Origin of the sequence: Agromyces sp. PvR057, assembly GCF_040547485.1 — a bacterium.
In the GTDB taxonomy this organism is placed as follows: domain Bacteria; phylum Actinomycetota; class Actinomycetes; order Actinomycetales; family Microbacteriaceae; genus Agromyces.
This window is the reverse complement of the sequence record NZ_JBEPPT010000002.1, coordinates 238,016-262,287: the sequence shown is the minus strand read 5'-3', so window position 1 is coordinate 262,287 and position 24,272 is coordinate 238,016. Positions and strand designations below refer to the sequence as shown.

Below are 24,272 nucleotides of genomic sequence, written 5' to 3'. Positions count from 1 at the left end.
CGTGACGATCGAAGCACCGCACAGCACGTCGGAGGAGCACGGCGTCGAATGGTGGGCACTCGCCCCCGACGCCGTGATCGCGCAGGCGAAGAGCGAAGGGGCGCGCGGACTCACCGCGGCCGAGGCCGAGAAGCGCCTCGCCGAGGCCGGGCCCAACGCACTGCACAGCGCACCGCCGCCGAACGTCTGGCGCATCGCCCTCAGCCAGGTGCTCGAGCTCATGACGCTCATGCTCATCGCCGTGACGATCGTGTCGCTGCTCATCGGGCAGGTCACGACGGCCATCATCGTGGCGGTCCTCGTGCTGTTCAACGTCATCACGGGCACACAGCAGGAGGTGAAGGCGCGCCGCAGCGTCGACGCGCTCGCGAAGCTGCAGACCCCGAAGGCGCGGGTCATCCGCGACGGCGTCCTCGTGCAGATGGACGCGACCGGACTCGTTCCCGGCGACATCGTCGAACTCGAGTCCGGCGACCTGGTCCCGGCCGACGGCCGGATCCTCCGGTCGGCGAACCTCGAGACGCAGGAGTCCTCGCTCACCGGCGAATCCCTGCCGATCCCGAAGGGCCCGGCCGAGAACAGCGCGGGCACCGCGCTCGCCGACCGCACGTCGATGGTGTTCCAGAACACGTCGGTCACCCGCGGCACGGCGCGCATCGTCGTCGTCGAGACCGGGATGCGCACCCAGATGGGCCGGATCGCGTCGCTGCTCACGCAGGTCGGCGACAAGAAGTCGCCCCTGCAGCTCGAGCTCGACGGACTCACGAAGGTGCTCGGCATCATCGCCTGGAGCGCCGTGCTCGTCATCGTGCTCATCGGCTTCGCGCGCGGGCAGAGCCTCGACGAGCTGCTCTTCCTCGCCACGGCCGTCGCGATCTCCGCGATCCCGACCGGCCTGCCGGTGTTCGTGCAGAGCCTGCTCGCGTGGGGCGCCTCGAAGCTGGCGAAGGAGCGCGCGATCGTCACGTCGCTCAACGACGTCGAGACGCTCGGCGCCACGAGCGCGATCTGCTCCGACAAGACGGGCACCCTCACCCTCAACAAGATGACGGTGCGCACGGCGTGGCTCGGCGGCAGCACCTACCGGGTCACCGGCGAGGGCTACTCGTTCGAGGGCAGCGTGCTCGGCACCTCCGACGAACCGCTCGACGCGCCGACGCTCGGGCTCGCGATCGGCCTGCCGAACGATGCGACGGTGTCGGCCGACGGCGAGGTGGTGGGCGACCCGACCGAGGCTGCGCTCGTGGTGCTCGCCGCGCGGCTCGGCATCGACGCAGACCAGGCTCGCAAGGACTACCCCCGGCTCGCCGAGGTGCCGTTCGACTCCGACTACAAGTTCATGGCGACGCTGCAGCGCATCCCGTACCGGGGCGAGCAACGGCTCGTGCTCATCGTGAAGGGCGCACCCGACGTGGTGCTCGGGCGCTGCACGACGATGCTCGGCGAGACCCGCGAGATCGTGCCCGTGGCCTCCGAGGAGGCGACGACCACGCTCGAGGGCATGTCGGCCACCGGGCTCCGCACCCTCGCGATCGCCGCCCGCTTCCTCGACGACGGCGACGAGGCGCGCATCGCGGCCGAGCCGATGGCCTGGGTCTCCGAGCTCACGCTCGTCGGCATCGTCGGCATCGTCGACCCGCTGCGATCCGAGGCGAAGGATGCCGTCGCCATCGCCCACAACGCCGGCATCGACGTGCGCATGATCACGGGCGACCACGCCGTGACGGCCGGGGCGATCGGCGCCGAGCTCGGCCTCGGCACCGGCGCCGTGAGCGGCGCCGACCTCAAGCAGATGACCGACGAGGAGCTCTCGCGTCGCCTCCCCGACCTGCACGTGTTCGGCCGGGTCACCCCAGACGACAAGCTCCGCCTGGTCGGGCTCCTGCAGGCCGACGGCGCGATCGTCGCGATGACGGGCGACGCCGTGAACGACGCCGCGGCGATCAAGCAGGCGAACATCGGCGTCGCGATGGGCTCCGGCTCCGAGGTGACGAAGCAGGCCGCGAAGCTCGTGCTCACCGACGACAACTTCGCGACCCTGGTGCACGCGGTCGAGATCGGTCGCATCGTCTACTCGAAGATCACCGCGTACCTGCGGTTCCAGATGACGCAGCTGCTGAGCCTCATCATGCTGTTCCTCGCCGCGAGCGCGTTCTCGATCGCCGAGGGCGTCGCGCTGTTCCCGGCCCAGGTGCTGTTCATCAACTTCTTCGTGGCCCTGTTCGCGGTGTTCGCGATCGCGGCCGACGCGAACCCGCCCGGCATCATGAACCACCCGCCGCGCGACCCGAAGGTCGGCGTCGTCAATCGGGTGTCGCTCGTCGAGTGGCTCGTCTACGGCGCCGTCATCTTCCTGATCGCGCTCGTGCCGCTGCTCTGGGGTCCCGACGCCCCGAGCCCGACCGAGCCGACTGCGTCGATGACGATGGCCTACGTCGTGCTCGGCCTGGCCACCGTGCTGAGCGCGCTGCTCATGCGTCGCACCCCCGAGTCGGGCCTGCTGGCGCCCATCGCGGCCGTGGCGAAGATCCTGGTCTGGCCGGTCCTGCTCATCGTCGCGTCGACCGAGATCCCCTTCCTGCAGCGCGCGCTCGGCACCGTCTCGCTCACGGGCTGGCAGTGGCTCGGATGCATCGGGCTGACGTTGGTACTGCTCGTGGTCGTCGAGGGTGACAAGTTCTTCCGTCGCCGCCGCGTGGCGAGCCGCGCGCGCAGCCAGGGCGTCGCCGCGCCGGTGCTCACCCGCTGAGCAGCGCCCGACCGATCTGAACCGAGCTGAGCGGCCCGACGCGAGTCGGGCCGCTCGGCTGTTCGACGCCCGGACGTTCGGCCGCCCATGCGGCGGCCGCTCGGCCGCTCGGCCGCCGGCCGCTCGGCCGCCACGCCGGTCGGCTCGCGGTCAGCCCTCGAGGAGCGAGCGCAGGTCGTCGGCCGTGAGCGCCTCCGCAGCACGCGTGCCCGCGGCATCCGCTTCGGCATCGCCATCGGCGTCGAGCCCCGCGTCGAGGATCGACGCGACGAGCTCGCCCTTGCGGGCCTTCAGCGCCATGACCTTGTCCTCGATCGTGTCGGTCGCGACGAGCCGGTAGACCATGACCTGCTTCTGCTGCCCGATGCGGTGCGCGCGGTCGACGGCCTGCGCCTCGCTCGCGGGGTTCCACCACGGGTCGAGCAGGAACACGTAGTCGGCCTCGGTGAGGTTCAGGCCGAAGCCGCCCGCCTTCAGGCTGATGAGGAACACGGATGCCTCGCCGTCGCGGAATCGCGCGATCTCGGCGTCGCGACGGCGCACCGAGGTCGACCCGTCGAGGGATGCGTACGGCACTCCGGCCGTGTCGAGGCGCGACCTCGCACGCCCGAGGAACGACGTGAACTGGCTGAACACGAGCGCCTTGTGCCCCTCGGCGAGCACGTCGTCGAGCTGCTCGAAGAGGGCGTCGAGCTTCGCGGAGGGCACGCCCGCGTAGCGCTCGTCATCGATGAGCGTCGCATCGAGCGCGAGCATGCGCAGCAGCGTGAGCGATCGGTAGACGATGAACCGGTTGCGGTCGAGGTCGTCGATGAGGCCCAGCAGCTTCTGCCGCTCGCGCTGCAGCATGGCGTCGTAGAGGCGCCGGTGGGCGGGAGCGAGCGCGACCTCGAGCACCTGCTCCTGCTTGGGCGGCAGCTCGGGGGCGACGAGCTCCTTCGTGCGGCGCAGCAGGATCGGGCGGATGCGACGCCGCAGGCGCTCACGTCGATCGAGGTTGCGGTCCTGCTCGATCGGGCGGCGGTACCGCTCGTCGAACGAGCGCCGCGACGGGAAGAGCCCGGGCGCCACGAGCTGCAGGATCGCCCAGAGCTCGCCGAGGTCGTTCTCGATGGGCGTGCCGGTGACCGCGAGCCGGAACGGGGCGCGGATGCCGCGGGCCGCCGCGTGCACCTTGGTCGCCGCGTTCTTCACGAACTGCGCCTCGTCGAGCACGAGGCCGCCCCAGTCGATCGCGGCGAAGGCGTCGGCCTCGAGGCGGAGCACGGCATACGTCGTGACGACGAGGTCGGCGTCGGCCGCGGCATCCGCGATGGTGCCCCTGCGCTTCGCCTCGGTCGCGGTGACCGAGGCCACGCGCAGCCCGGGCGTGAAGCGCGCCGCCTCGTGCACCCAGTTCGACGCGACGGACGTGGGGGCCACGACGAGGAACGGCCCGCCGCCGGCCGTGTCGCGCGCATGCGCGATGAGCGCGAGCGTCTGCGCGGTCTTGCCGAGGCCCATGTCGTCGGCGAGGATGCCGCCGAGGCCGGCCCCCCACAGGTAGGCGAGCCAGCGGAACCCGGCGAGCTGGTAGGGCCGGAGCGGCAGCACGACGCCCTCGGGCTGCGGCAGCTCCTCGACGCGGCCGTGCTCGAGCGCCTCGACGGTGCGGCGCCACGAGACCGCGGGCTCGGCGACATCCGCGAGGTCTTCGAAGTCGGCCCAGAGGCTCGTGCGGCTCGCGTGGATGCGCAGGCCGGTCTCCCACTCGGCGAGCGTGCCGGCCTCCTCGATGAGGTCGCGCAGCGGGTCGAACACCGCCTGGTTCAGCATGAGGTAGGTCTTGTCGACGAGCAGCAGCCGACGCCGGCCCTTCGCGAGCGCACGGAAGAGCGGCATGAACGGCACAGAGCGACCGTCGATCGTGATGACGACGCCGAGGTCGAACCAGTCGGTCTTGAGCGACTCGACCGTCGTGACGCGCACCTTCGGCTGCTCGGTGAGCAGCCGGTAGTCGGGGCGTTCGCCCTCGATCTCGATGCGCAGCGGATGCCGGCCGGCGAGCGCCTCGAGCTGGGGCAGGCGCTCGGCGCAGAACTCGGCGGCGTCGACCCCTCGGATGAGCACCGTGTCGAACGGCACCCAGCCGAGCACGTCGGCGACGCGCGCGAGCAGGTCGTCGTCGAGGTCGGGATCATCGGCGGGCGCGGCGGCGGTCGCGGCTGCGGTCGGGTCATCGATGCCGGCCTCGGTCGAGCCGACCGGCGTGACGCGTCCGTCGGCATGCTCCCAGTGCCACGCCAGGCGCAGCACGTCGTGCGGCTCGAACCGCGCGGCGAGCACGAGCACCGCCGGAACCGGCGGCGGCGGCGTGAACGACCCGTCGCGGCTCGTGACGGCGATCGACCGCACGAGCGCCGGGAACGCGCGGAGGAACTCCGCCTGCTCGGCCGCCGGAACGTGCACCGCCCGGTCGTGCGGCGCCGAGCGACCCGACGTGGGGGCCGCCGCCTCGAGCAGGGCGCGGGCCGCGGGCGTCACGGGCTCGACGAACGGCGCGAGCTCGAGGCATCCGTCGTCGAAGTCGAAGCGGTAGGCGCCGTGCTCGCCGATCGCGCGCACGTCGGCGAGCGCGCGCGGCGAGCCGTCGAACGCGAGCTCGGGGGTGAGCGTCAGCGCGCCGTCGGCGGCCTCGTGAACGTCGAACGCGATCGTGGCCGCACCGTGCACGAGCACGTCGGACGTGGCCTCGGAGCCGACGAGTGCGATGCCGAGGCGCCCGGCCTCGGCCAGCAGCGCCCAGAGCAGCGGGCTCTCGAACTCGTCGAGGGTCACCCATTCCGACCCGTAGGTCGTGAACACGCTCGGCGAGCTGCCCTTCAGCAACGCGAACTGCGCGAACCAGCGGGCCTGCGCGGGGGCGAAGCCGCCGGCCTCGCCCTGGTACGCGATGTTCTGCCAGGTCAGCGAGCCCTTGATCCACGCACCGCGGGCACCCTGCGTGACCGGGCGCACCGCGAGCCGGTCGACGGAGGTCGCACGCAGGGCCGGTTCGTCGCGCGGGCCCTGCCACTGGCCGCTGCGACGCTGCACGCGACGACGCAGTTCGAACTGGAGCCCGAGCCGCTTGGCCGGGGCGCCGGCCCCGCCGCCGGCTGCGCGGGCACCGATCGCCGGGCGGCCGGGGTCGCCCTGGCCTGCCGCGGCCGCCGCGCCGAGCGGCGCGAGTGCGGCACGCCAGTCGCCGGCGCCGCGGTCGGGCGCAGGCGGCGGCGAATCGGTCATCCCCACATGCTCGCACGGACCGCCGACCGGCTCGCAGGGCATCGGCGGTCGGTTCGAACGTCACACGGCGTCATCCGAACGTCGTCACGCGACGCAACACAACCGCCGCGAATCCGCTTCGGATCCCCGATCCGGTGTCACTCCGCGTCGCATGCCGTAACCGGCATTCACACCGCGCAACGCTTCGACGACCATCGCGCGAGGTTCACTACGTTCGCGTCATGCCCTGCACCACACCACCCGTCACCCCGAACCCGACCGATGATTGACCTCGACTGGCTGTCGCTCGCCGCACTCGGCGCGACCGCCGTGCTCTTCGTCGGCGTCTTCCTCCTGCGACGCGCCGGCGCCTCGTTCACCCTGCTCACGGTCATCGCCCTTGCGGTCGGCATCGGCGTCGGACTCCTGTTCCAGGGGCACCTCGACTACGTCGACGTGATCGGCACCGTCTACGTGAACGTCATCACCGCGATCGTGGCCCCGCTCATCATCGTCTCGGTGCTCGCGAGCATCACGTCGCTCGGCAGCCTCGCGAAGCTGCGCACCATCGGCCTGAGCTCGGTGTTCTGGCTGCTGCTGACCAACCTCATCGCGATCCTGCTGACGCTCGGGCTCGCGCTCGCGACCGGCATCGGCACGGGCGCGCAGCTCGACCTCGAGGGCGTCGACGGCTCGACGCTCACGGGCCTGCTGCGCCCGCTCGACGAGGTCATCGTCGGCCTCTTCCCCTCGAACGTCGTGGGCGACATCGGGTCGAACAACATCATCGGCATCATCCTCTTCACGCTGCTGATCGCGGTGTCGTACCTGCTCGTGGCCGACCGCAAGCCCGAGAAGGTGCGCGCGTTCAAGGAGGTCGTCGACGCGACCAAGCGCGTGTTCTTCAAGGCGGTCGGCTTCATCATCGCCCTCACGCCCTACGCGGTGCTCGCACTCGTCGCCTCGACGACGTCGACGGCGGTCGCCCGCCTCGAGACGGCCCTCTCGCTCGTCGGCGTGCTCGTCATCGCCCTCGTCGCCTGCTTCGTCGACGCGTACCTCGTGAACGGCGTGCTCATCAAGCTCTTCGCCGATCTCTCGCCGCTGCGCTTCTTCAAGCTCATCACCCCGCCGCAGTACACCGCGTTCACGACGCAGTCGAGCATCGGCACGCTGCCGCTCACGATCTCGACCCTCGTGCGCAAGGTCGGCGTCAGCGAGGAGGTCGCGGGCTTCACCGCCCCCATCGGCACCACGATCGGCATGCCAGGCTGCGCCGGCATCTGGCCGACGCTCGTCGCGGTGTTCACCGTGAACGCGCTCGGCATCGAGTACACGGTGCTCGACTACGTCGTGCTCGTCGTGCTCGGCCTCCTCGTCAGCCTCGGAACCGCGGGCGTGCCCGGCACCGCCATCATCACGGCCACCGCGGTGCTCACCGCGGTCGGGCTGCCCATCGAGGTGCTCGTGCTGCTCATCCCGATCAGCGCCGTCGCCGGCACCGCCAGCACCATGGCGAACGTCACCGCGGCCGCCACGAGCGCCACGATCGTCGCGCGCCGCGCCGGAGCGCTCGACGACGAGATCTTCGCCGGACGACGCCACGCACCCGATGACGACGACTCCGACCTCGACGACCCGACGGATGCCGCGCCTCGCCCCCTCGATGCCGACGCCGCCCCGGCCGCAGACCCCACCGCCACCGCTCGCCTCACGCCGGTCCCGTGACCGGTCGAACCGAAGGATCCTCCATGACCACCACCGTGCGTTCCAGGCTGCGCACCCTCGCCGCGACGATCGTCCTCGCGATCTCGGTGCCGACGTTCCTCCTCATCTGGAGCACGCCGGCCCAGGCCGCAGGCGACGTCTGCGACCTGTGCTCCATCAACTTCGACCTCGGCGCGTGCGACGAGCTCGGCGGCTACCCCTACGACAGCACGCAGGAGGACCCGCCGCCCGCGATCAGCGGCGGCGGCGCGCCCGACCCGGAGCCGGCACCTGCTCCCGCTCCCGCCCCGGCGCCCGCGCCGGCCCCGGCGCCCGCGCCGAGCACCGGCGGCGGCACCTCGGCCGGCTCGACCGGCGGCACGTCGACCGGCACCTCGACCTCGGGTGCGACGAGCGACACGAGCACGACGGATGCCGCGGCGACCGCGAACCAGCCCGCGGCCGTCGTGACGACGGCTCCCCAAGCGCCCTCCGCCCCCAAGCTCGCCGCGAAGGGCGCGTCGCTGACGATCACCTGGTCGGCGCCCGCCGACGGCGGATCGCCCGTCACGGGCTACAAGCTCTCGCTCAACAAGGGCACCCCGATCAAGGTCGAGGCCGGCAAGACGAGCTACACCTTCGCGAAGCTCGGCGCGGGCTCGTACACGGCCACGATCGTCGCGACGAACGCGGTCGGCGACGGCACGGCATCCGCCGCCTCGTCGGCCGTGAAGATCGCCGGAACCGCCGCGCCGACGGCGGAGGCCGTCGAGCGCACCGCGGCCACGTCCGAGCCGGGCGCGCCGAGCTGGCTCGCCGGCGCCGGCATCCTCGTCGCACTCGTCGCCGTCGGCGCCCTCGCGCTGCTCGGCCAGCGCCTGCTGCGCCGCCGCAAGGCCGACGCCGCCGCGCCGACCGACACCGTCTCCTGACCCCCGCACCCTCCCCGAAAGGAACCACATGTCCGACCACCGACACCCGCCGAGACGCCGCCACCGCGCTGTGGCGATCGCCACGACGCTCGCGCTCGGCGGTGCCGCACTCCTCGGCGCCGCCGCCGTCGCGGCGCCGGCCTCCGCAGCGCCGAGCGGTGCGACCATCGACACCGTCGACTACGTCGCCGACACCTACGGCATCGCCGACAGCGTGATCGAGACCGTCACCTTCGAGCGCTTCGAGTGGCTGCTCGGACAGGAGGGGCGCTTCGCGTTCCTCATCGGCGGGGCCGAAGACGAGCGCACCACGGCGACCATCGCCGCGATCGACGCGGCCGCGAAGACCGCGGGCGTCACGCAGGTGTTCACGTTCGACCCGAAGCTCGACGGCGAGAGCCTCGACATCCGCACCACGACGAACGCGGACGTGGCGCCACTGTGGGCTCGGGTCGTGGCCGACAACCTCTCGAAGGACACGCAGACGCCGTTCGACGGCTCCGACGACCCGTACTTCTTCGTCTACGACAAGTCGCACACCGAGGGCGGCGTCGAGGACCGCATCGTGAGCGCGCTGACCGCTCCGATCACGAGCGCCCAGCTCGCCGCGCCGGGCGCCCTCGCGTCGTACCAGGCCGAGGTCGCCGGAGTGTTCTCGGCGGCGGGCACGCTCTCGAAGAGCAGCCAGTTCACGTTCACGTCGACCGCCGTGAACGCGAAGCACTTCAAGGACTACAAGGGCGCCGACGCCTATGGCGGCGCGACGATCCTCTCCGACGCCGACTCCGACTGGCGCGTGCAGACCGTCACCTACCCCGAACTGGTGCACCTCCTCGAGTCCGACGGGGACTTCGTGCTGTTCTTCGGCGGAACGTGGTGCCACAACACCCGCGCCGTCCTGAAGGACGTGAACGCCGAGGCCGTGGCGAACGATGTCGAGAAGGTGTACTTCTTCGACCTCCGCCTCGACGGCGCGTCGTCGAACGACCTGCACATCCGCGACACGAACTCCGAGTTCGCCGACTTCTACGGCGACCTCGTCGCGAAGTACCTGCCGAACCTCGTGACGCAGTACGTGCCCGGCGTCTCGGGCCAGGTCGACTACTACCCGGGCGGCGACCGCGGCCAGGCGCTCGCGACCGCGAAGAAGCTCCAGGTGCCGTACGTGTTCGAGTACGAGCACGGCCGCGTCGTCGACGGCACGGCATCGCCCGTCGTGCGCCAGTGGATCCACGACAACGGCAACGGCACCTACAAGGAGTACATGACCGAGTGGTGGTACGTCATCGACAAGCCCGGCCGGTACGAGAAGACCCCCGCCGACGCGGGCCTCGCGACCCAGCTCGCCTTCGCCGATGAGGCGATCGCCTCGCTCGCCACCTTCTTCAGCGAGATCGGCGAGGGCACCACGGTCGACCCGACCACGCCGCCGACGACTCCGCCCACCACCGCCCCGCCCGCCACCACGCCGCCGACCACTCCCCCCACCGAGAAGCCGTCCGACGTGCTCGGCTCGGTCGCCGTCTCGGGCGACCTCCGTCCCGGCGGCAAGATCACCGTCACCGGCAGCGGCCTCGCCGAGGGCACGAGCGGCTTCACGGTGGAGATCCGCTCGACGCCGCAGACGCTCGGAACCGTGAGCACCGACGCCGACGGCGCGTTCACCTACGCGGCCACCATCCCGGCCACGATCCCGGCGGGCGCGCACACGATCGCGGTCACGATCGACGGCGTCACCGTCGCATCCGCCGCCATCACCGTGCAGGCTTCGGCGACCGCGGCCGGCGGTTCGACGGACGGCCTCGCGCACACGGGAGCCGGCTTCGTCGGCCCGCTCGCCTGGACGGCGATCGCCCTGCTCGTCGCCGCAGCAGCCGTGTTCGCCGTCGTCCGCCTGCGGGCACGAGGAGCGGCATAGTCCGAGAGCCCGACCCGGGCACACGCGACACCGGAACGGGTGCGGATGCGATGGCATCCGCACCCGTTCCGCCTTTCCGGTTCAGCGCGTGCCGGCCTCGACGATGCGCACGCCGGTCTCGCGCAGGCGGGCGAGCGAGGTCGCGTCGGCCTCGACGTCGAGCACGAGGCCGGTGACCGCGTCGAGTGGGAGCACCTGGAACGCGGAGGCGGCGCCGACCTTCTCGGCGCTGCCCAGCGCGAAGGTCTCGGCCGCCCTGGCGACGAGCACGCGCTTCATGGCGGCCTCGTCGGCATCGCCGGTCGTGAGCCCGGTCGTCGGATGGATGCCCGTGACGCCCAGGAGGAACAGGTCGGCGTTGATGCGGTTCGCCGCCTCGACGGCCGCGGAGCCCGAGGCCACGACGGAGTGCTTGAAGAGCCGCCCGCCGATCAGGATCACCTCGGCGGCGTGGTCGAGCAGCGCGACGGCGATGGTCGGACTGTGCGTGACGACCGTGCACTCGAGTGCACGCGGCAGGTGCTCGACGACGGCCAGGTTCGTCGTGCCGCCGTCGAGGATGACCGTGGATCCGGGCTGCACGAGTGCCGCGGCGGCGGCGGCGACCCGCTCCTTGCTGTCGGAGGCGATCCCGGTGCGCGCGGCGTAGTCGGCGACGGCCGGCGACGCCGGTACGGCTCCTCCGTAGACGCGTGTGAGCAGCCCCTCGGCCGCGAGCTCTCGCAGGTCGCGGCGGATGCTGTCTTCGGAGAGGCCGAGTTCGAGGGCGACGTCCTTCGCGACGATGCGTCGATCACGGTTCAGCCGGTCGAGCAGGAGCTCCCGTCGGGTGGCGGCCAGCATTCGCACTCCTTCACGTTCTTGCATGTTTATACACATTCTGCACTACGCTGCAGGACATGACAACCTCGATGATGATCCTGATCGCCGGACCCTACGCCTCCGGCACCAACGGCGACCCGGCCCGCATGCAGCAGAACCTCGCGCGCCTCGAGAAGGCCGCGTGGCCGCTCTTCCAGGCCGGCCACGTGCCGATGATCGGCGAGTGGGTCGCACTCCCGGTGCTGCAGAGTGCGGGCGCCAGCGGACCCACCGACCCGCTCGCCGAACAGGTGATGTACCCGACCGCCGAACGGCTGCTCCAGCGCTGCGACGCCGTGCTCCGGTTGCCGGGCGAGTCCCGCGGCGCCGACCGGGACGTCGCCATCGCGCGCTCGCGCGACCTGCCGGTCTACTTCAGCCTCGACGAGGTGCCGGGCGTCGGCGATCGAGCGTCGATCCCCTGCTGAGCACGTTCGCCCGGCGCGCCTTCCGGTGAGCCGCCGAGCGGCCGCGACCGTGCGCGCTCGGGCCGCCCACCGACATCCGCCGCCTCAGGACCCGGCCGGCACCTCGTCGAGCATCGCCGCCGAGCGATCCCAGAGCTCGCGGGCGAGGTCGGCGTCGTCGGCGAGGCGGTTCGCCCGCGCGGGCTTGGCGTTCGTGAAGTACCGACCCGTCGGGTAGTCGATGCCTGGCTCACCCTCGGCGAGGTGCACGAGGGTTCGCGCGCCGCGCTCGGGCGAGGCGAGCACGAGGTCGCGCAGCCGCCACCGGTACAGGCCGGCCATGCCCGATCCGCGCTCGGCCGAGAAGTTCGTCGCGATCGCGCCCGGATGGAACGCGGTCGAGGTCACGCCCTCGCCGCCGTGACGGCGCTCGAGCTCCTTGGTGAAGAGGATCTGCGCGAGCTTCGCGTTGCCGTAGGCGCGCACCGGCCGGTACGACACGTCCGACTCGAGGTCGTCGAGGTCGAACCTGGCGAACAGGCGGTTGGCGAGGCTCGACGTGTTGATCACGGTCGCCCGCGACGCGACGAGCGTCGGCATGAGCTCCCGGGTCAGCAGGAACGGCGCGAGGTAGTTCACCTGGAAGGTCGTCTCGTGCCCGTCGCGCGTCACGGTGCGCTCCGTGCCGAACACGCCTCCGGCGTTGTTCGCGAGCACGTCGATGTGCGGATGCCGCGCCGCGAGGTCCGCGGCCAGCGCGCGCACCGAGGCCAGGTCGGCGAAGTCGACGAGGTGGTGCGGTGCTCCGAGCTCGTCGGCGAGCGCCTGCGTCTTCTGCGGCGAGCGCCCGACGATGACGACACGGTGCCCGTCGGCGCTGAGCCGCCGGGCTGCCGCGCGCCCGATGCCGTCGCTCGCGCCGGTGATGACGATGACCTTCTTCGCCACGCTGTCTCCTCTTGGTCGGGGCACCAGCCTAGGCGCACAGGTCACGCCTCGACGGCGAACTCCGAGGTGATGCGCCAGCGATCGGCATCGCGCTGCAGTCCGATCGTGGTCGAGAGGTTCAGCTGCACGCGCCGGCCGCGGAGCACGCGGTACGACACCCGCTCGGTGAGGCGGCACACCGCGCGATCGCCGTCGAGCTGCACCGACTCGATCCGCACCGACCAGCGGATCCGCCCCTGCACCAGCTCGAACCACTCCCAGATGCGCACGGCGTCCCGAACGGGGTCGGCGATCCGCGTGATGGGCGGCGTCGTGCCGACGACGGGGGCGCCCGGCGCATATCGGGCGGCGAGCCAGTCGGCGTCCCTCGCGCGCATCGCCGCGGCGCGCTTGGACGCGATCCAGGTGATCTCGGCCTCGTCGATCCGGTACTCGCGGGCGAGGCCGGGTGGCAGGTCTGCATGCTTCGTCATATCTCCACGACGAACACCGGGGAGGCGAATCGACGAGTTCGGCGACATCCACGAAAGATCCGCACCCCGGATGCCGCGGTGCGACACTTGGTCGATGCGCCGACGCCCGAACCGCCGCCCGACCCGGCCGCTCACCGTCATCCGTCCACTCGCCCGCTGGCTGCTCGCCGGCCTGCTCGTCCTCGCGGGACTCTCGCACCTGTTCTGGGCGCGCAAGGGCTACCGCATCGTGGTGCCCGACTGGGTCGAGGAGGTCGCGCCGATCGACAAGGACGGCGTGGTCGTCGCCTCGGGCGCCGCAGAGGTGCTGCTCGGGGCGGCGGTCATCGGGCTGCCGCGCGAACGCCGCAGGGTCGGCGCCCTGATCGCCGCCTTCTTCGTCGCGGTCTTCCCCGGCAACGTGCACCAGTGGCGCACCGGCCGGCCGGCGCCGCTCATGCGCACCGACCGCGCGCGCTTCGTGCGCCTGTTCCTGCAGCCCGTGCTCGTCGCGTGGGCGCTCTGGAGCACGGCGCCCGACCGCCCGCGGCGCCGCGGCTGACGTCGACGGCCGACCCGCGGCATCCGCACGCCCGACACCGACGGCCCGCCCGCGGCATCCGCACGCCCGGCGCCGACGGCCCGCCCGCGGCATCCGCACCGCTGGACGACGCCGGATCAGGCGAACGTCGCCGGCTCAGGACGCACCGGCCGCGACCGGCCTGAGCAGCGGGCGAAGGCCTGAGCTCCGGCCGGCGAGGAGGTCAGTTCTCGGGTCGCGGCCGGGCGAGGATGCCGCCGATGAACCCGAGTACGCAGCCGAGCCACACGAGGAAGAGCCCGAGCCCGAGCGGCGGCACGAACGCGGCGACCGCGAGGAAGATCAGCCAGGCCACCGTTACGAGCACGATCAGCACCGCGCTGACCCTGGTCAGGCGGCCCGACCTGCCGATCATGCCCAGGAGCATGAGCGCGCCGAACAGGATGACCCACACGCGGATCGGCGGTTCGGAGAGCGTGATGTCGCCGAGGTCCAGCTGGCCGCGCACGAGGGCGCCGATGAGCTCGACCGACGGGAGGAACGGCGGGAAGCTCGCGAACCACTCGGCGAACGCGCCGATGAGCACCAGCAGGCCGCCGATCGTCACGAGGACCCGGCTCGTCACCGGCCGCCGGTCGGCGCTCGCCTGGGTGAGCGCCGCGTCGGCTTCGATCGAGCGCACGCCGTCGGTCGCGATCACGCGGAACCGACGGGTGGCCGACTCCGACGGTTCCGGGCGCGGGGCCTCGACCACGAGCCTGGCCACGACCCCCTGACCGGGCGGGACGACGAGCTCGGCAGGGGTGAACGCGAGCCGGGCCGTGCCGTCCTCCGACGCACCCTCGAGCCGCACGCCGAGGGGCTCGACACCGCGCCGGTTGTCGACCGTCACCTGGAACACGGCCTGCCGCTCGTTGACCACGAGCTGCGACGGCGGGTCGACGCGGATCGCCGCGGTGAGGATCGGCTCGGGCGGCGACGAGAGCTCGACCGTGCCCGCCGCCTCGACATCCTGCACGCCGTCGGAGGCGACGACCGAGAACGGGTACTGCACCGTGCCGCCGCGCGGAGGAGCCGGCGCCGCGAGACGCCCGCGCACGTGCGCGACGGCGCCGGGCTCGAGCACGACCTGCGCCGAGCTGAACGCGAAGCCGATCGCGCGCCCCGGGTCCCGCCCGGCGAGCGACAGCGTCACCTGCCGGTGCCCGCCCCGATGGTCGAGGAGCACGTCGAAGTCGGCCGTGTTGCCGCGCTCGACGCGCAACGAGCTCGGCTCGACGCGCACGCGCACCGGGGCGTCGACGGGCTCGGCGGCGGTGCGCTGCACGAGCGTCAGCGGCACGGCTGCGCGACCGGCGTCGTTGCCGGCCTCCACCGTGATCTGGCGGCTGAGCTCACGACCGGGCTCGGGCGCGGGCGCGGTGAACGAGACCTCGAGCTCGACCACCTGGCCCGGCGGCACCGTGACGACGTCGGGCGCGAAGGCGAAGCGCACGACGCCCTCCGCGTCGGCGGCCGTCAGCCGCACCGTCTGCGGGAAGTTCGCCGCACGGTTGTCGAGGCGCACGGTGAACTCGCCGGCCGCGTGGTCCTCGAGCCGGATGAGGCTCGGCCGCACCTCGAGCGTCGCGCTCGGGCCGAGCGGCGGCACGGTCAGCTGCACCGCGACCTCGACGCCCCGCTCCGGGTCGGCCAGCGACGAGACGCGAAAGGTGAGGGCGACGCGCTGCGCGAGCACGAGCACGTCGGCGCGGAGCCCGAGCGTCAGCGGCACCGCGAGCTCCTGGTCGGGCATCAGGTGCGTGTCGCCGTGGGAGAACTCGAGCCACTGCGGCGGCGCGATCGGCTCGATCGCGTAGCCGTCGACGATCGACGACGGGTTGGTCAGCCGCAGCACGAGCGTGACCGGGGCGCTCGGGCCGATGGTCGCCTCGGCGATGTCCAGCACCGCCTCGGGCGCCTCGACGCGGGCGGATGCCGCGGGGTGCGGCTGCGTCGTCGACGACGGGGCCGACGGTCCGGGGGCGGAGGTCTCGGGGGTCGGTTTCGTCGCGCCCGGGGAGGTCCCGGGGGCGGGGCCGGCAGCGCTGGCAGCCCCTGCGGCGGATGTCGCGGCGGCGCCAGTGGTCGCGGCGGCGCTCGGGGGTGCACCCGGTCCGCCACCGGCATCCGCCGTCTGCTGCGTCTCGCCCGAGACAGGCTCCGGCGCCTCGCCCGCCGTCGCGAGCGCGACGTCGGGCGCGGCAGCGCCGGCATCCGCAACGGCCGGATCGACGATCGTCGGCACCGTGCCCGTGAGCGGCTCGCCGTCGAGCGTCGCCGCGCCGGAGTCCCATCCGAGATAGGCGTCGCAGACGCGGCAGAAGCGCGCGGACGGCTCATTGGCCTCCCCGCACACCTCGCAGACGCGCACCGCCATCGATACTCCCCGCGCGGACCGAGCGGTCCCCCGCGCACGTCGAAGGTATCGCCGCCGCCCGCGCGCGGCCACCGTGCGGCGGCCGAACTGCCCGAACGGGTACGCAGGTGTGCCCCGAGTCAGGCGAGAGCGCGCGGATCACGCCCGGACTCGCAAGACACGGCCTGACCCGCGGACGTCTGCCCTGCCCGGAGACGCCCGCCCGCGGCATCCGACCGCCGGATGCCGCCTCGTCAACCCCCGCGCGGACCGGAGGCGGCCGTGCCTACGATGCACCCAACGCACCGATGGGCCCGCGCACCGATGACCCGCACGACGATTGGAGCACCCGATGACGGTTGCACGCGACCTGATGACCCCCGACGTGACCTGCGTGAAGGAGGACCAGACGCTCGTCGAGGCGGCACGGATGCTGCGCGACCTCGACGTCGGCGCGCTGCCCATCTGCGGCAACGACGACCGGCTGAAGGGCATGCTCACCGACCGCGACATCGTGGTGAAGTGCCTCGCCGACGGCGGCGACCCCGCCACCGTGACCGCCGGGAGCCTCGGCGAGGGCGCACCCGTGACGATCGGCGCCGACGACGACATCCGCGAGGCCCTCGAGTCGATGCAGCGTCATCAGGTGCGGCGCCTGCCGGTGATCGACGGCCACACGCTCGTCGGCATCATCAGCCAGGCCGACATCGCCCTCTCGCTCTCGGCGACCGAGACCGCCGAGACGGTGGCGGAGATCTCGGAGGACTGACCGGCGGCGCTGCTACCTCGGGCATCCTGCCGTGCCGCGCCGTCCCTCCGAGCGGTCAGGATCTGCTGTCTCGTGCCGGTCCACAACAGCAGAACGTGACCACTCGGCGGGCTTCACCAGCGTGTCGGCCGCGCCCGGAGCCGAGCGGGGGCGGCCGCGCCGAGCGCCGCGCGCCGGGCGGATGCCGCCGCGTCACCGCCCGAGCGCTAGGCCGACTCGCGCACCACGAGCTCGGTCGGCAGGGTCATGCGCCCGGCGGGCCGCCCGTCGAACACGTCGAGCAGCATGCGCACCATCTCGTGCGCGATGCGGTCGAACGGCTGGCGCATGGTCGTCAGCTGCGGGTCGAGGCGGGTCGCGATGGGCGCGTCGTCGAAGCCCGCGACGGCGACGTCGTCCGGCACCCGGCGCCCGCGAGCCCTGAGCACGTCGAGCGCCCCCGCCGCCATCATGTCGTTCGCGGCGAAGACGGCGTCGAGATCGGGCGCCTGCTCGAGCAGGAGTTCCATGGCGCGCGCCCCGCTCGAGCGCGAGTAGTCGCCGAACGCGACGTACCGCTCGTCGTAGTCGGCGCCGAGCTCCTCGCGGTAGCCCTCGAGCCGGCCGACGCCGCCCGACGTGTCCTGCGGGCCGGTGATCGTCGCGACGCGCTCGCGCCCCTGCGACCGCAGGTACGACACGACGTCGCGCGCGCCGTCGCGGTCGTCGGCCGAGACGAAGCCGATGCGGCGCTCGTAGCCGAGCGGCACGCCGCACGAGACGACCGGTACCTCCGCCTCGACGAGGCGCTTGAGGAACCCCTCGCGTCCGCGGTGCGACGACACGAGCAGGGCACCGTCGACGTGGCCGCCCATGATGAAGTCGGTCGCCCTGCGCTGCTCGTCGTCGGATCCGGCCATGAGCAGCACGAGCGGCAGGTCGCGCTCGGCGAGCGCGTCGGCGGCCGAGCGCATGAGCACCGAGAAGTTCGGGTCCTCGAACAGGCGGTCGTGCGACTCGGTGAGCAGGAACGCCACCGAGTTCGCCCTGGCGGTCGCGAGGTTCCGGGCGTGCGGATTGATGCGGTACCCGGTGCGCTTGATGGCCTGCTCGACCGCCTCGCGCGCGGGCGGGCTCACCCAGTGCCCGCCGTTGAGCACCCGCGACACGGTGCCGCGGGAGACGCCCGACTCGCGCGCGACATCCTCGATCGTCGGTCGCCGTTTCGGCGCGTGGTCGCTCACGTGGCCAGTGTAGGTGCGCCCGGCCCCGGACCGCCCGCCGCCCGACCCGCCCGACCCGCCCGACCCGGCCGTCCCCGCGGCATCCGCTCGGCTCACGCCTTGACCGCGCCGGCGGCGAGGTCGACCCGCCAGTACCGCTGCAGCACGAGGAACAGCGCGATGAGCGGCACGATCGAGAGCAGCGCGCCGGTGATGACGAGCGTGTACATCGACGGCAGCGACGCGCCCTGGTTGAGCAGGCCCGAGAGGCCGACGGTGATCGGGAAGAGCCGGTCGTCGCCGAGCATGATGTACGGCAGCATGAAGTTGTTCCAGACCGCGACGAACTGGAACAGGAAGATCGTCACGAGGCCGGGCCCCATCATCGGCAGCGCGATGCGGTGGAAGATGAACAGCTCGCGGGCGCCCTCGGTGCGCGCCGACTCGATGATGTCGGTCGGCACGGCGGCGGCCGCGTAGATGCGCGCGAGGTAGATGCCGTACGGGCTGATCAGCTGCGGCAGCAGCACCGACCAGTACGTGTTCGTGAGGCCGACCTGCGCGAGCAGCAGGTACTGCGGGATCGCGAGGATCACGCCGGGCACGAGCACGCCCATGAGGAGGATGCGGAACACCGTCGCCTTGCCCGGGAACACGTACTTCGCGAGCGCATAGCCCGACAGCGCCGAGATGTACGTCGAGATCACGGCGCCGACGCCCGCGTAGAGCGCGGTGTTCAGCATCCACCGCCAGTACAGGCCGTCGCGGTAGGCGGTGAGGTCGACGATGTTGTCCCAGAGGTGCGTCGACGGCGCGAACGTGAAGGTCGAGAACAGCTCGGAGGCGTCCTTCGTCGAGGCGATGAGCACCCAGGCGACCGGCAGCAGGCAGTACACGGCGCCGAGCAGCAGCACGGCGGTGGAGCCGACCGCGACGGGGACGCGGGTGTCCTTCGGGGCGCGGCGTCCGGCGGTGCCCGACAGCTCGGGCACCAGGGCGGCCCTGGTCTCGGTGGTGACGGTCATGGTTCAGTCCTCCTGACCGAAGGCGCGTCGCTGCACGACGCGGAGGAAGAGGAACGAGATCGCGAACGTCGCGAGCGCGATGATGATCGAGGTGGCCGCGGCCGAGTAGATGTCGTCCCGCGTGAACGCGTCGCGGTAGACGAACATGAGCGGCGACCAGCTCGTCGAGAGGCTGTTGGTGAGCGGCCTCAGGGTCGTGGGCTCGGCGAACACCTGGAGCGTCGCGATCATCGAGAACAGCGCGGTCATGATGAGCGCGGGCATGATGATCGGCACCTTGATGCGCCACGCGATCTGCACCTCGGATGCCCCGTCGATGCGCGCGGCCTCGTAGATGTCGCTCGGCACGGCCTTGAGCGAGGTGTACATGACGATCATGTTGAAGCCGACGCCGCCCCAGAGCCCGATGTTCGCGATCGCGAAGACCACGAGCCCCGGGGAGAGCAGCGAGGGCACGTCGTCCCAGCCGAGCTGTTCGAAGATCCAGTAGAACGGGCTCACGGCCGGCAGGTAGAGGAAGCCCCAGAGCAGCGACGAGATGACCGCCGGCACCGCGTAGGGCAGGAAGATCGAGACCCGGCTGAACCCCTTCGCGCCGGTGCGACGGGCATCGAGGAGCAGGGCGAAGAGCAGCGCGAGGCCGAGCATGGTCGGCACGAGGATGAGCCCGTAGAGGAGCACCCGCGCGACGCTCGCGAGGAACTCGGGGTCGGAGAAGGTCGCGACGTAGTTCTCGAGGCCCGCGAACTCGCGGGTGCGCGAGTCGCCGCCGAGGCCGAGGCCCTTCACCTGCTCCTTCTGGAACGAGAGCAACAGCGTGTAGAAGATCGGTGCGGCCATGAACACCGCGAAGAGCAGGATGCCGGGGGTGAGCATCAGCCAGGGCGTGAGCGCGCCCTTCACACGGCGCTTCGGGCTGCGCCCGGCGGGCGGATGCCGCGGGGCCGGCGGGGTGGCGCCGCGAGGGGCGTCGACCGTGGCGGTCATGGTTCGGGTCCTTCCTGAACGCCGGAGTGCTGGTGGAGACGGGAGAGGGGGCGCCGCGTGGGCGCCCCCTCGCCCCGGCTACTCGGAGACCGAGAAGCCGCCCGCCTTCAGGTCGTCGATCGTCGTCTTCTGCATCGCGGTGACCGCGGCGAGGAACGCGTCGACGGACTTCGCCTCGGCGGCCTTGGCGAACTCGTCGTTGTACGCGCTGAACGCGACGTTGACGTTCGGGCCGTAGGTGAAGGGCGCGACGGCCTGCGCTGCTTCAGCGGCGACGTCGTAGAAGTCGGGCTGGTTGCTGAAGAACTCGGGTGCCTCGGTGAGGATGGATGCCGCGGCATCCGTCGCTGCGGGGTAGATGCCGGTCTGCTCGACGAGCGCGGCGACGGCCTCGGGGTCGGTGTTCAGCCAGGTCGCGAACTCGGTCGCGGCGTCGACGTTCTTCGACTGCGAGGTGACGGCCGTGGACGATCCGCCCCAGTTGCCGTTGGAGACGTCGCCGTCCCACGTGGGCAGGGTGGCGGCCTCCCAGAGGCCCGCGGTGTCGGCGGCGTTCCCCGAGAGCACGCCGGGGCCCCACACGGCGCCGAGCCATCCGGCCTGGCTGCCGTCGTTCAGCGCGGCGTTCCACTCGGGCGTGTACATCGGCTTGTTGTCGATGGCGCCCTCGGCGACGAGACCGCCCCAGTACTCGGCGACCTTCTGCGTGGGCTCCTCGTCGATGCCGACGCCCCAGCTGTCGCCGTCGATCGACCACCATTCGGCCTTCGCCTGCTGCGAGAGGCCGGCGAACCAGCCCGCGTCGTTGGCCGAGAAGGTGCCGAGGTACTTGGTGGGGTCTGCGGCGTGCAGCGCCCTGGCGGTCTCGGCGTACTCGTCCCACGTGGTGGGCACGGTGAGGCCGTACTGCTCGAACAGGTCGGCGCGGTAGAAGAACATCATGGGGCCGGTGTCCTGCGGCACGGCGTACACGGCGTCGCTGCCGAGCGTGACGGACTGCCACACGCCCTCGGGGAACTGGCCTGCCACGTCGTCGCCGACCGACTCGGCGATGTCGGCGAGCGCGTCGGAGGCGACGAGCGTCGGGATCTTCTGGTACTCGGCCTGGATCAGGTCGGGTGCGCCGCTGCCGGCCTTGATCGCGGTCAGGAGCTTCGTGATGGCGGGGTCGCCGCCGTCCTGCTTGTTGACGGTGACCTGGATCTCGGGGTGCTCCTCGTTCCAGAGGTCGACCACCTTGTCGAGGTTGGGCGCCCAGGCCCAGTAGGTGAGCTCGATCGGGTCGTCGGCGGTGCCCTCCGATGCGCCGTCGGCCGAGCAGCCGGTCATGATGAGCGCTGCGGCGGCGATGGCGGCGACCGCACCCATACGGATTGTGGAACGCATTCGTCCTCCTTGTCGAAAGCTGTGATTGCGGATGCCCCGTGGGGCCCGCGCGACCAGAAGGACGACAGCGTGCCTGTGAGCGATCCCAGTAATACACAGCCAGCTATTCGCTGTCAACTCTCGTATCTGAGATGTTGCAAGGCAGGTTTCCTGTGCTAGAACTGTGAGCGCACACAGATTCGAGGGAGAATGCCCATGCCTTTGCAGACCGCGCGGTTCACGGTGGCGCACGAGCCGTGGGCCGAGCCGCTCACGCGCCCGGCGATGGGCACCGAGGTCGATCGACACGAGCGCATCTCGCTCACGAACCGCTACGTCGAGCAGCACGGCGTGCCCGTGATCCCGGTCTCGGGCGAGCTGCACTACAGCCGCGTCCCCCGCGCCGAGTGGGGCGAGCGCCTGCGCCTCATGCGCGCTGGCGGCGTGACGGTCGTCGCCTCCTACCTCATCTGGAACCACCACGAACCCGTGCAGGGCGAGGTGAGCTTCGACGGCCACCTCGACGCCGCCGCCTTCGTGCGCACCGCGGCCGAGGCCGGCCTCGACGTCGTGCTGCGCATCGGCCCCTGGATCCACGGCGAGACCCGCAACGGCGGGTTCCCCGACTGGGTGCAGCAGGCGCCCGTCGCCCACCGCACCGACGACCCCGGCTACCTCGCACTCGTCGAGCCGTGGTTCGCCGCGCTCGGCGAGCAGCTCGCGCCGCTCTGCGGTCCGTCGAGCAACGTCATCGCGATCCAGCTCGACAACGAGCTCTACGACCAGCCGGGCCATCTCACCACGCTCAAGGGCATCGCGCGCCGGCACGGGCTCGTCGCCCCCATCTACACCGCCACCGCGTGGGGCGGCGCCGAGCTGCCCGACGGCGAGGTGCTCCCCCTCTACGGCGGCTACGGCGACGGATTCTGGGTCGACGCCGACCACGACTGGGACACGACCTTCCGCGAGCACTTCTTCTTCTCGCACACGTGGGACGACCCCGGCATCGGCGCGGACCTCCGGGCGCACCCCGGCATCGGGCGCCGGCCGGAGACGCCGCGGCTGCCGTCCGCGTCGTTCCCGGCCGCGACCTGCGAGCTCGGCGGCGGCATGGCGACCGCCTACCACCGGCGCCCGCTGCTGGGCGGCGCCGACATCGCCGCCGTGGCCAACACGAAGATCGGCAACGGCTCGGGCTGGCAGGGCTACTACATGTACGCCGGCGGCCTGAACCCGGCGCCCGGCCTGCAGGAGTCGCACGCGACCGACTACCCCAACGACCTGCCCGAGTTCGACTACGACTTCCACGCGCCGATCGGCGCGGCCGGGCGACTGCACCCGAGCCACGCGGCGCTCCGCCGCCAGCACGCGTTCCTGGCGGCGTTCGGCGACCGCCTCGCGCCCATGCCCTCGACGCTGCCGGCGCACCACCCGACGAACGTCGACGACACCGAGACGCTGCGCTGGGCACTGCGCAGCGACGGGGCATCCGGCTGGCTGTTCCTCACCTGGCAGCAGCCGCACGTGCCGCTCGGCACGGTTCGCGACGTGCAGTTCGAGGTGGCGCTCGACGGTACCCGATCCTCCGACGCCGATGCTCCGGATGCCGGTGCTCCGGATGCCGCGGCCGCGCCGCTCGGCGACGACGCCACGCCGGCCGGCTCGCTCGTGCTGCCGCACGAACCCGTCACCGTCCTTCCCGGCACGATCGCGCGCTGGCCGCTGCACCTCGAGGTCGGCGGCGTGCACCTCGATTGGGCGACCGCGTCGCCGCTCACGGTGCTGCCGACTTCCGACCCCGCCGTCGGCGCCGACGGGCCGCTCGACGCGCTCCCGCCGACCCTCGTGCTCGTCGCCGAGGCCGGGGTGCCCGTCGAGCTCGCCACCTCGGCCGACCTGCTCGGCGTGGTCGCCGCCGATGCGACGGAGGTCGCCGATGCCGCGTCCGCGGTGACCACGCCCGCTCCCGGCATCCTCCTGGTCGACGCCTCGCGCGCGCACCGACTCGACCTCGCGCAGGGCGACGGCCGGCTCTCGGTGCTCGTGCTGCCCGCGGAATCCGCCGACGACGTGTGGGTGCTCGAGGCGAGCGGCGGCCGTCGGCTCGCGCTCTCGGCCGACGCCCTGTTCGAGGACGCCGACGGCTGGATCGCGGCCCGAGCCGCCGAGCGGCCCGAGATTCGCGAGTACCTGCCGCTGCTCGGACGGTTCGAGCCGCTCGTCGTCGAGGTCGCCGGCGCGTCGACCGGCACCGCGGGCGGAGAGACCGCCGTCGACGTCGGCGCTCCCGTACCGGGCGAAGCCCCGCCCGCCAGCTATGGTCAGCGGCACTCCCGCGCCTCGGCCCCGTCGCGCGACGAGGTCGCCCGGCACGGCACCGCCTGGACCTTCGCGCTGCCCGCCGGCACCGGTGCCCGCCGGTACCTCGAGATCGACTTCGCCGGTGACGTCGCCCGGCTCGAGGTCGACGGCGTCGTCGTGGCCGACCGCTTCTGGGACGGCACGACGTGGACCGTCGGACTCGACGCGCTCGACCTCGCTCCCGACGCCCGGCTGACGCTGCGCATCGTTCCGCTGCACCCCGCGGCCCCCGTGCACCTGCCCGAGGCCGCCGCCGGCCGGCGCGCGGATGCCGCACGCGGGGTGCGGGAGGCGTCCGACGCGGCGCTCCTCTCGCTCGAGTCCGTGCGACTCATCGAGGCCCCGCTCTGGCTGGAGCAGCCGTGAGCTGACACCTCTGCGCCGGTCGAGTCGGCGCCCAGCGC

General features: G+C 72.3%; 17 protein-coding genes. 8 read left to right on the top strand and 9 right to left on the bottom strand.

Features of this window, described 5'->3' with window-relative positions; translation table 11 throughout:
- Position 1 precedes the first annotated feature (1 nt).
- Positions 2-2,749 (top strand): cation-translocating P-type ATPase, encoded by a 2,748-nt coding sequence (locus ABIC29_RS10425; protein ID WP_354245126.1) that lies wholly within the window; start codon positions 2-4, stop codon positions 2,747-2,749.
- Positions 2,750-2,899: 150 nt separating this feature from the next.
- Here the strand turns inward: ABIC29_RS10425 and ABIC29_RS10420 are convergent, their stop codons facing one another.
- Positions 2,900-6,016: a DEAD/DEAH box helicase gene (locus ABIC29_RS10420; RefSeq protein WP_354245123.1), complete on the bottom strand. Its 3,117-nt coding sequence runs from the start codon at positions 6,014-6,016 to the stop codon at positions 2,900-2,902.
- 261 nt (positions 6,017-6,277) lie between these two features.
- On the opposite strand from ABIC29_RS10420, the gene ABIC29_RS10415 reads away from it, so the two are divergent.
- Genes ABIC29_RS10415 through ABIC29_RS10405 form a run of 3 tightly spaced genes read left to right on the top strand, consistent with a single transcriptional unit; the run spans position 6,278 to position 10,552 of the window.
- Positions 6,278-7,723, top strand: a complete 1,446-nt coding sequence (locus ABIC29_RS10415) for a dicarboxylate/amino acid:cation symporter (RefSeq protein WP_116084227.1) — start codon at positions 6,278-6,280, stop codon at positions 7,721-7,723.
- A 23-nt stretch (positions 7,724-7,746) separates the two neighbouring features.
- Positions 7,747-8,634 (top strand): fibronectin type III domain-containing protein, encoded by an 888-nt coding sequence (locus ABIC29_RS10410; protein ID WP_158551844.1) that lies wholly within the window; start codon positions 7,747-7,749, stop codon positions 8,632-8,634.
- A 28-nt stretch (positions 8,635-8,662) separates the two neighbouring features.
- Positions 8,663-10,552 carry a hypothetical protein gene (locus tag ABIC29_RS10405; protein WP_354245118.1) on the top strand — a complete coding sequence of 630 codons (1,890 nt, stop codon included), beginning with the start codon at positions 8,663-8,665 and terminating at the stop codon, positions 10,550-10,552.
- An 81-nt stretch (positions 10,553-10,633) separates the two neighbouring features.
- Here ABIC29_RS10405 and ABIC29_RS10400 read toward each other — a convergent pair whose 3' ends face one another.
- Positions 10,634-11,395 carry a DeoR/GlpR family DNA-binding transcription regulator gene (locus ABIC29_RS10400; protein WP_354245116.1) on the bottom strand — a complete coding sequence of 254 codons (762 nt, stop codon included), beginning with the start codon at positions 11,393-11,395 and terminating at the stop codon, positions 10,634-10,636.
- A gap of 56 nt (positions 11,396-11,451) precedes the next feature.
- Between ABIC29_RS10400 and ABIC29_RS10395 the strand changes: the two genes are divergently transcribed.
- Positions 11,452-11,841: a DUF4406 domain-containing protein gene (locus ABIC29_RS10395; protein ID WP_354245113.1), complete on the top strand. Its 390-nt coding sequence runs from the start codon at positions 11,452-11,454 to the stop codon at positions 11,839-11,841.
- Between the two features lie 84 nt (positions 11,842-11,925).
- On the opposite strand, the gene ABIC29_RS10390 is transcribed toward ABIC29_RS10395, so the two are convergent.
- Entirely contained in the window at positions 11,926-12,768 is an 843-nt protein-coding gene (locus ABIC29_RS10390) for an SDR family NAD(P)-dependent oxidoreductase (protein WP_354245110.1), read from the bottom strand.
- A 41-nt stretch (positions 12,769-12,809) separates the two neighbouring features.
- The gene (locus tag ABIC29_RS10385; RefSeq protein WP_354245107.1) at positions 12,810-13,241 is read right to left on the bottom strand and encodes a DUF4440 domain-containing protein; all 432 of its coding nucleotides are present in this window, start codon (positions 13,239-13,241) and stop codon (positions 12,810-12,812) included.
- 94 nt (positions 13,242-13,335) lie between these two features.
- Here ABIC29_RS10385 and ABIC29_RS10380 point away from each other — a divergent pair, with 94 nt between their 5' ends.
- Positions 13,336-13,782 carry a DoxX family protein gene (locus tag ABIC29_RS10380; protein ID WP_354245104.1) on the top strand — a complete coding sequence of 149 codons (447 nt, stop codon included), beginning with the start codon at positions 13,336-13,338 and terminating at the stop codon, positions 13,780-13,782.
- Positions 13,783-13,984: 202 nt separating this feature from the next.
- Here the strand turns inward: ABIC29_RS10380 and ABIC29_RS10375 are convergent, their stop codons facing one another.
- Positions 13,985-16,180 carry a hypothetical protein gene (locus ABIC29_RS10375; RefSeq protein WP_354245101.1) on the bottom strand — a complete coding sequence of 732 codons (2,196 nt, stop codon included), beginning with the start codon at positions 16,178-16,180 and terminating at the stop codon, positions 13,985-13,987.
- 331 nt (positions 16,181-16,511) lie between these two features.
- Here ABIC29_RS10375 and ABIC29_RS10370 point away from each other — a divergent pair, with 331 nt between their 5' ends.
- The gene (locus ABIC29_RS10370; RefSeq protein WP_116084250.1) at positions 16,512-16,928 is read left to right on the top strand and encodes a CBS domain-containing protein; all 417 of its coding nucleotides are present in this window, start codon (positions 16,512-16,514) and stop codon (positions 16,926-16,928) included.
- Between the two features lie 206 nt (positions 16,929-17,134).
- Here the strand turns inward: ABIC29_RS10370 and ABIC29_RS10365 are convergent, their stop codons facing one another.
- The 4 genes from ABIC29_RS10365 to ABIC29_RS10350 form a co-directional block, all read right to left on the bottom strand.
- On the bottom strand, positions 17,135-18,151 hold the full coding sequence (locus tag ABIC29_RS10365) for a LacI family DNA-binding transcriptional regulator (protein ID WP_116084253.1): 1,017 nt from the start codon (positions 18,149-18,151) through the stop codon (positions 17,135-17,137).
- 92 nt (positions 18,152-18,243) lie between these two features.
- Positions 18,244-19,155 (bottom strand): carbohydrate ABC transporter permease, encoded by a 912-nt coding sequence (locus tag ABIC29_RS10360; protein ID WP_116084255.1) that lies wholly within the window; start codon positions 19,153-19,155, stop codon positions 18,244-18,246.
- Positions 19,156-19,158: 3 nt separating this feature from the next.
- Positions 19,159-20,142, bottom strand: coding sequence for a carbohydrate ABC transporter permease (locus tag ABIC29_RS10355; RefSeq protein WP_502915475.1), 984 nt, complete (start codon positions 20,140-20,142; stop codon positions 19,159-19,161).
- A gap of 78 nt (positions 20,143-20,220) precedes the next feature.
- The gene (locus ABIC29_RS10350) at positions 20,221-21,528 is read right to left on the bottom strand and encodes an ABC transporter substrate-binding protein (RefSeq protein ID WP_354245096.1); all 1,308 of its coding nucleotides are present in this window, start codon (positions 21,526-21,528) and stop codon (positions 20,221-20,223) included.
- A 189-nt stretch (positions 21,529-21,717) separates the two neighbouring features.
- On the opposite strand from ABIC29_RS10350, the gene ABIC29_RS10345 reads away from it, so the two are divergent.
- Complete coding sequence (locus ABIC29_RS10345; protein WP_502915474.1) at positions 21,718-24,234, top strand: beta-galactosidase; 2,517 nt, start codon at positions 21,718-21,720, stop codon at positions 24,232-24,234.
- The last annotated feature ends 38 nt before the right edge of the window (positions 24,235-24,272 follow it).

Bases quoted from the DNA above. Each gene is read 5' to 3' on its own strand.
- ABIC29_RS10420 (WP_354245123.1), bottom strand. From the start codon at position 6,016: ATGACCGATTCGCCGCCGCCTGCGCCCGACCGCGGCGCCGGCGACTGG.
- ABIC29_RS10415 (WP_116084227.1), top strand. From the start codon at position 6,278: ATGATTGACCTCGACTGGCTGTCGCTCGCCGCACTCGGCGCGACCGCC.
- ABIC29_RS10410 (WP_158551844.1), top strand. From the start codon at position 7,747: ATGACCACCACCGTGCGTTCCAGGCTGCGCACCCTCGCCGCGACGATC.
- ABIC29_RS10405 (WP_354245118.1), top strand. From the start codon at position 8,663: ATGTCCGACCACCGACACCCGCCGAGACGCCGCCACCGCGCTGTGGCG.
- ABIC29_RS10400 (WP_354245116.1), bottom strand. From the start codon at position 11,395: ATGCTGGCCGCCACCCGACGGGAGCTCCTGCTCGACCGGCTGAACCGT.
- ABIC29_RS10395 (WP_354245113.1), top strand. From the start codon at position 11,452: ATGACAACCTCGATGATGATCCTGATCGCCGGACCCTACGCCTCCGGC.
- ABIC29_RS10385 (WP_354245107.1), bottom strand. From the start codon at position 13,241: ATGACGAAGCATGCAGACCTGCCACCCGGCCTCGCCCGCGAGTACCGG.
- ABIC29_RS10380 (WP_354245104.1), top strand. From the start codon at position 13,336: ATGCGCCGACGCCCGAACCGCCGCCCGACCCGGCCGCTCACCGTCATC.
- ABIC29_RS10375 (WP_354245101.1), bottom strand. From the start codon at position 16,180: ATGGCGGTGCGCGTCTGCGAGGTGTGCGGGGAGGCCAATGAGCCGTCC.
- ABIC29_RS10370 (WP_116084250.1), top strand. From the start codon at position 16,512: ATGACGGTTGCACGCGACCTGATGACCCCCGACGTGACCTGCGTGAAG.
- ABIC29_RS10360 (WP_116084255.1), bottom strand. From the start codon at position 19,155: ATGACCGTCACCACCGAGACCAGGGCCGCCCTGGTGCCCGAGCTGTCG.
- ABIC29_RS10355 (WP_502915475.1), bottom strand. From the start codon at position 20,142: ATGACCGCCACGGTCGACGCCCCTCGCGGCGCCACCCCGCCGGCCCCG.
- ABIC29_RS10350 (WP_354245096.1), bottom strand. From the start codon at position 21,528: ATGCGTTCCACAATCCGTATGGGTGCGGTCGCCGCCATCGCCGCCGCA.
- ABIC29_RS10345 (WP_502915474.1), top strand. From the start codon at position 21,718: ATGCCCATGCCTTTGCAGACCGCGCGGTTCACGGTGGCGCACGAGCCG.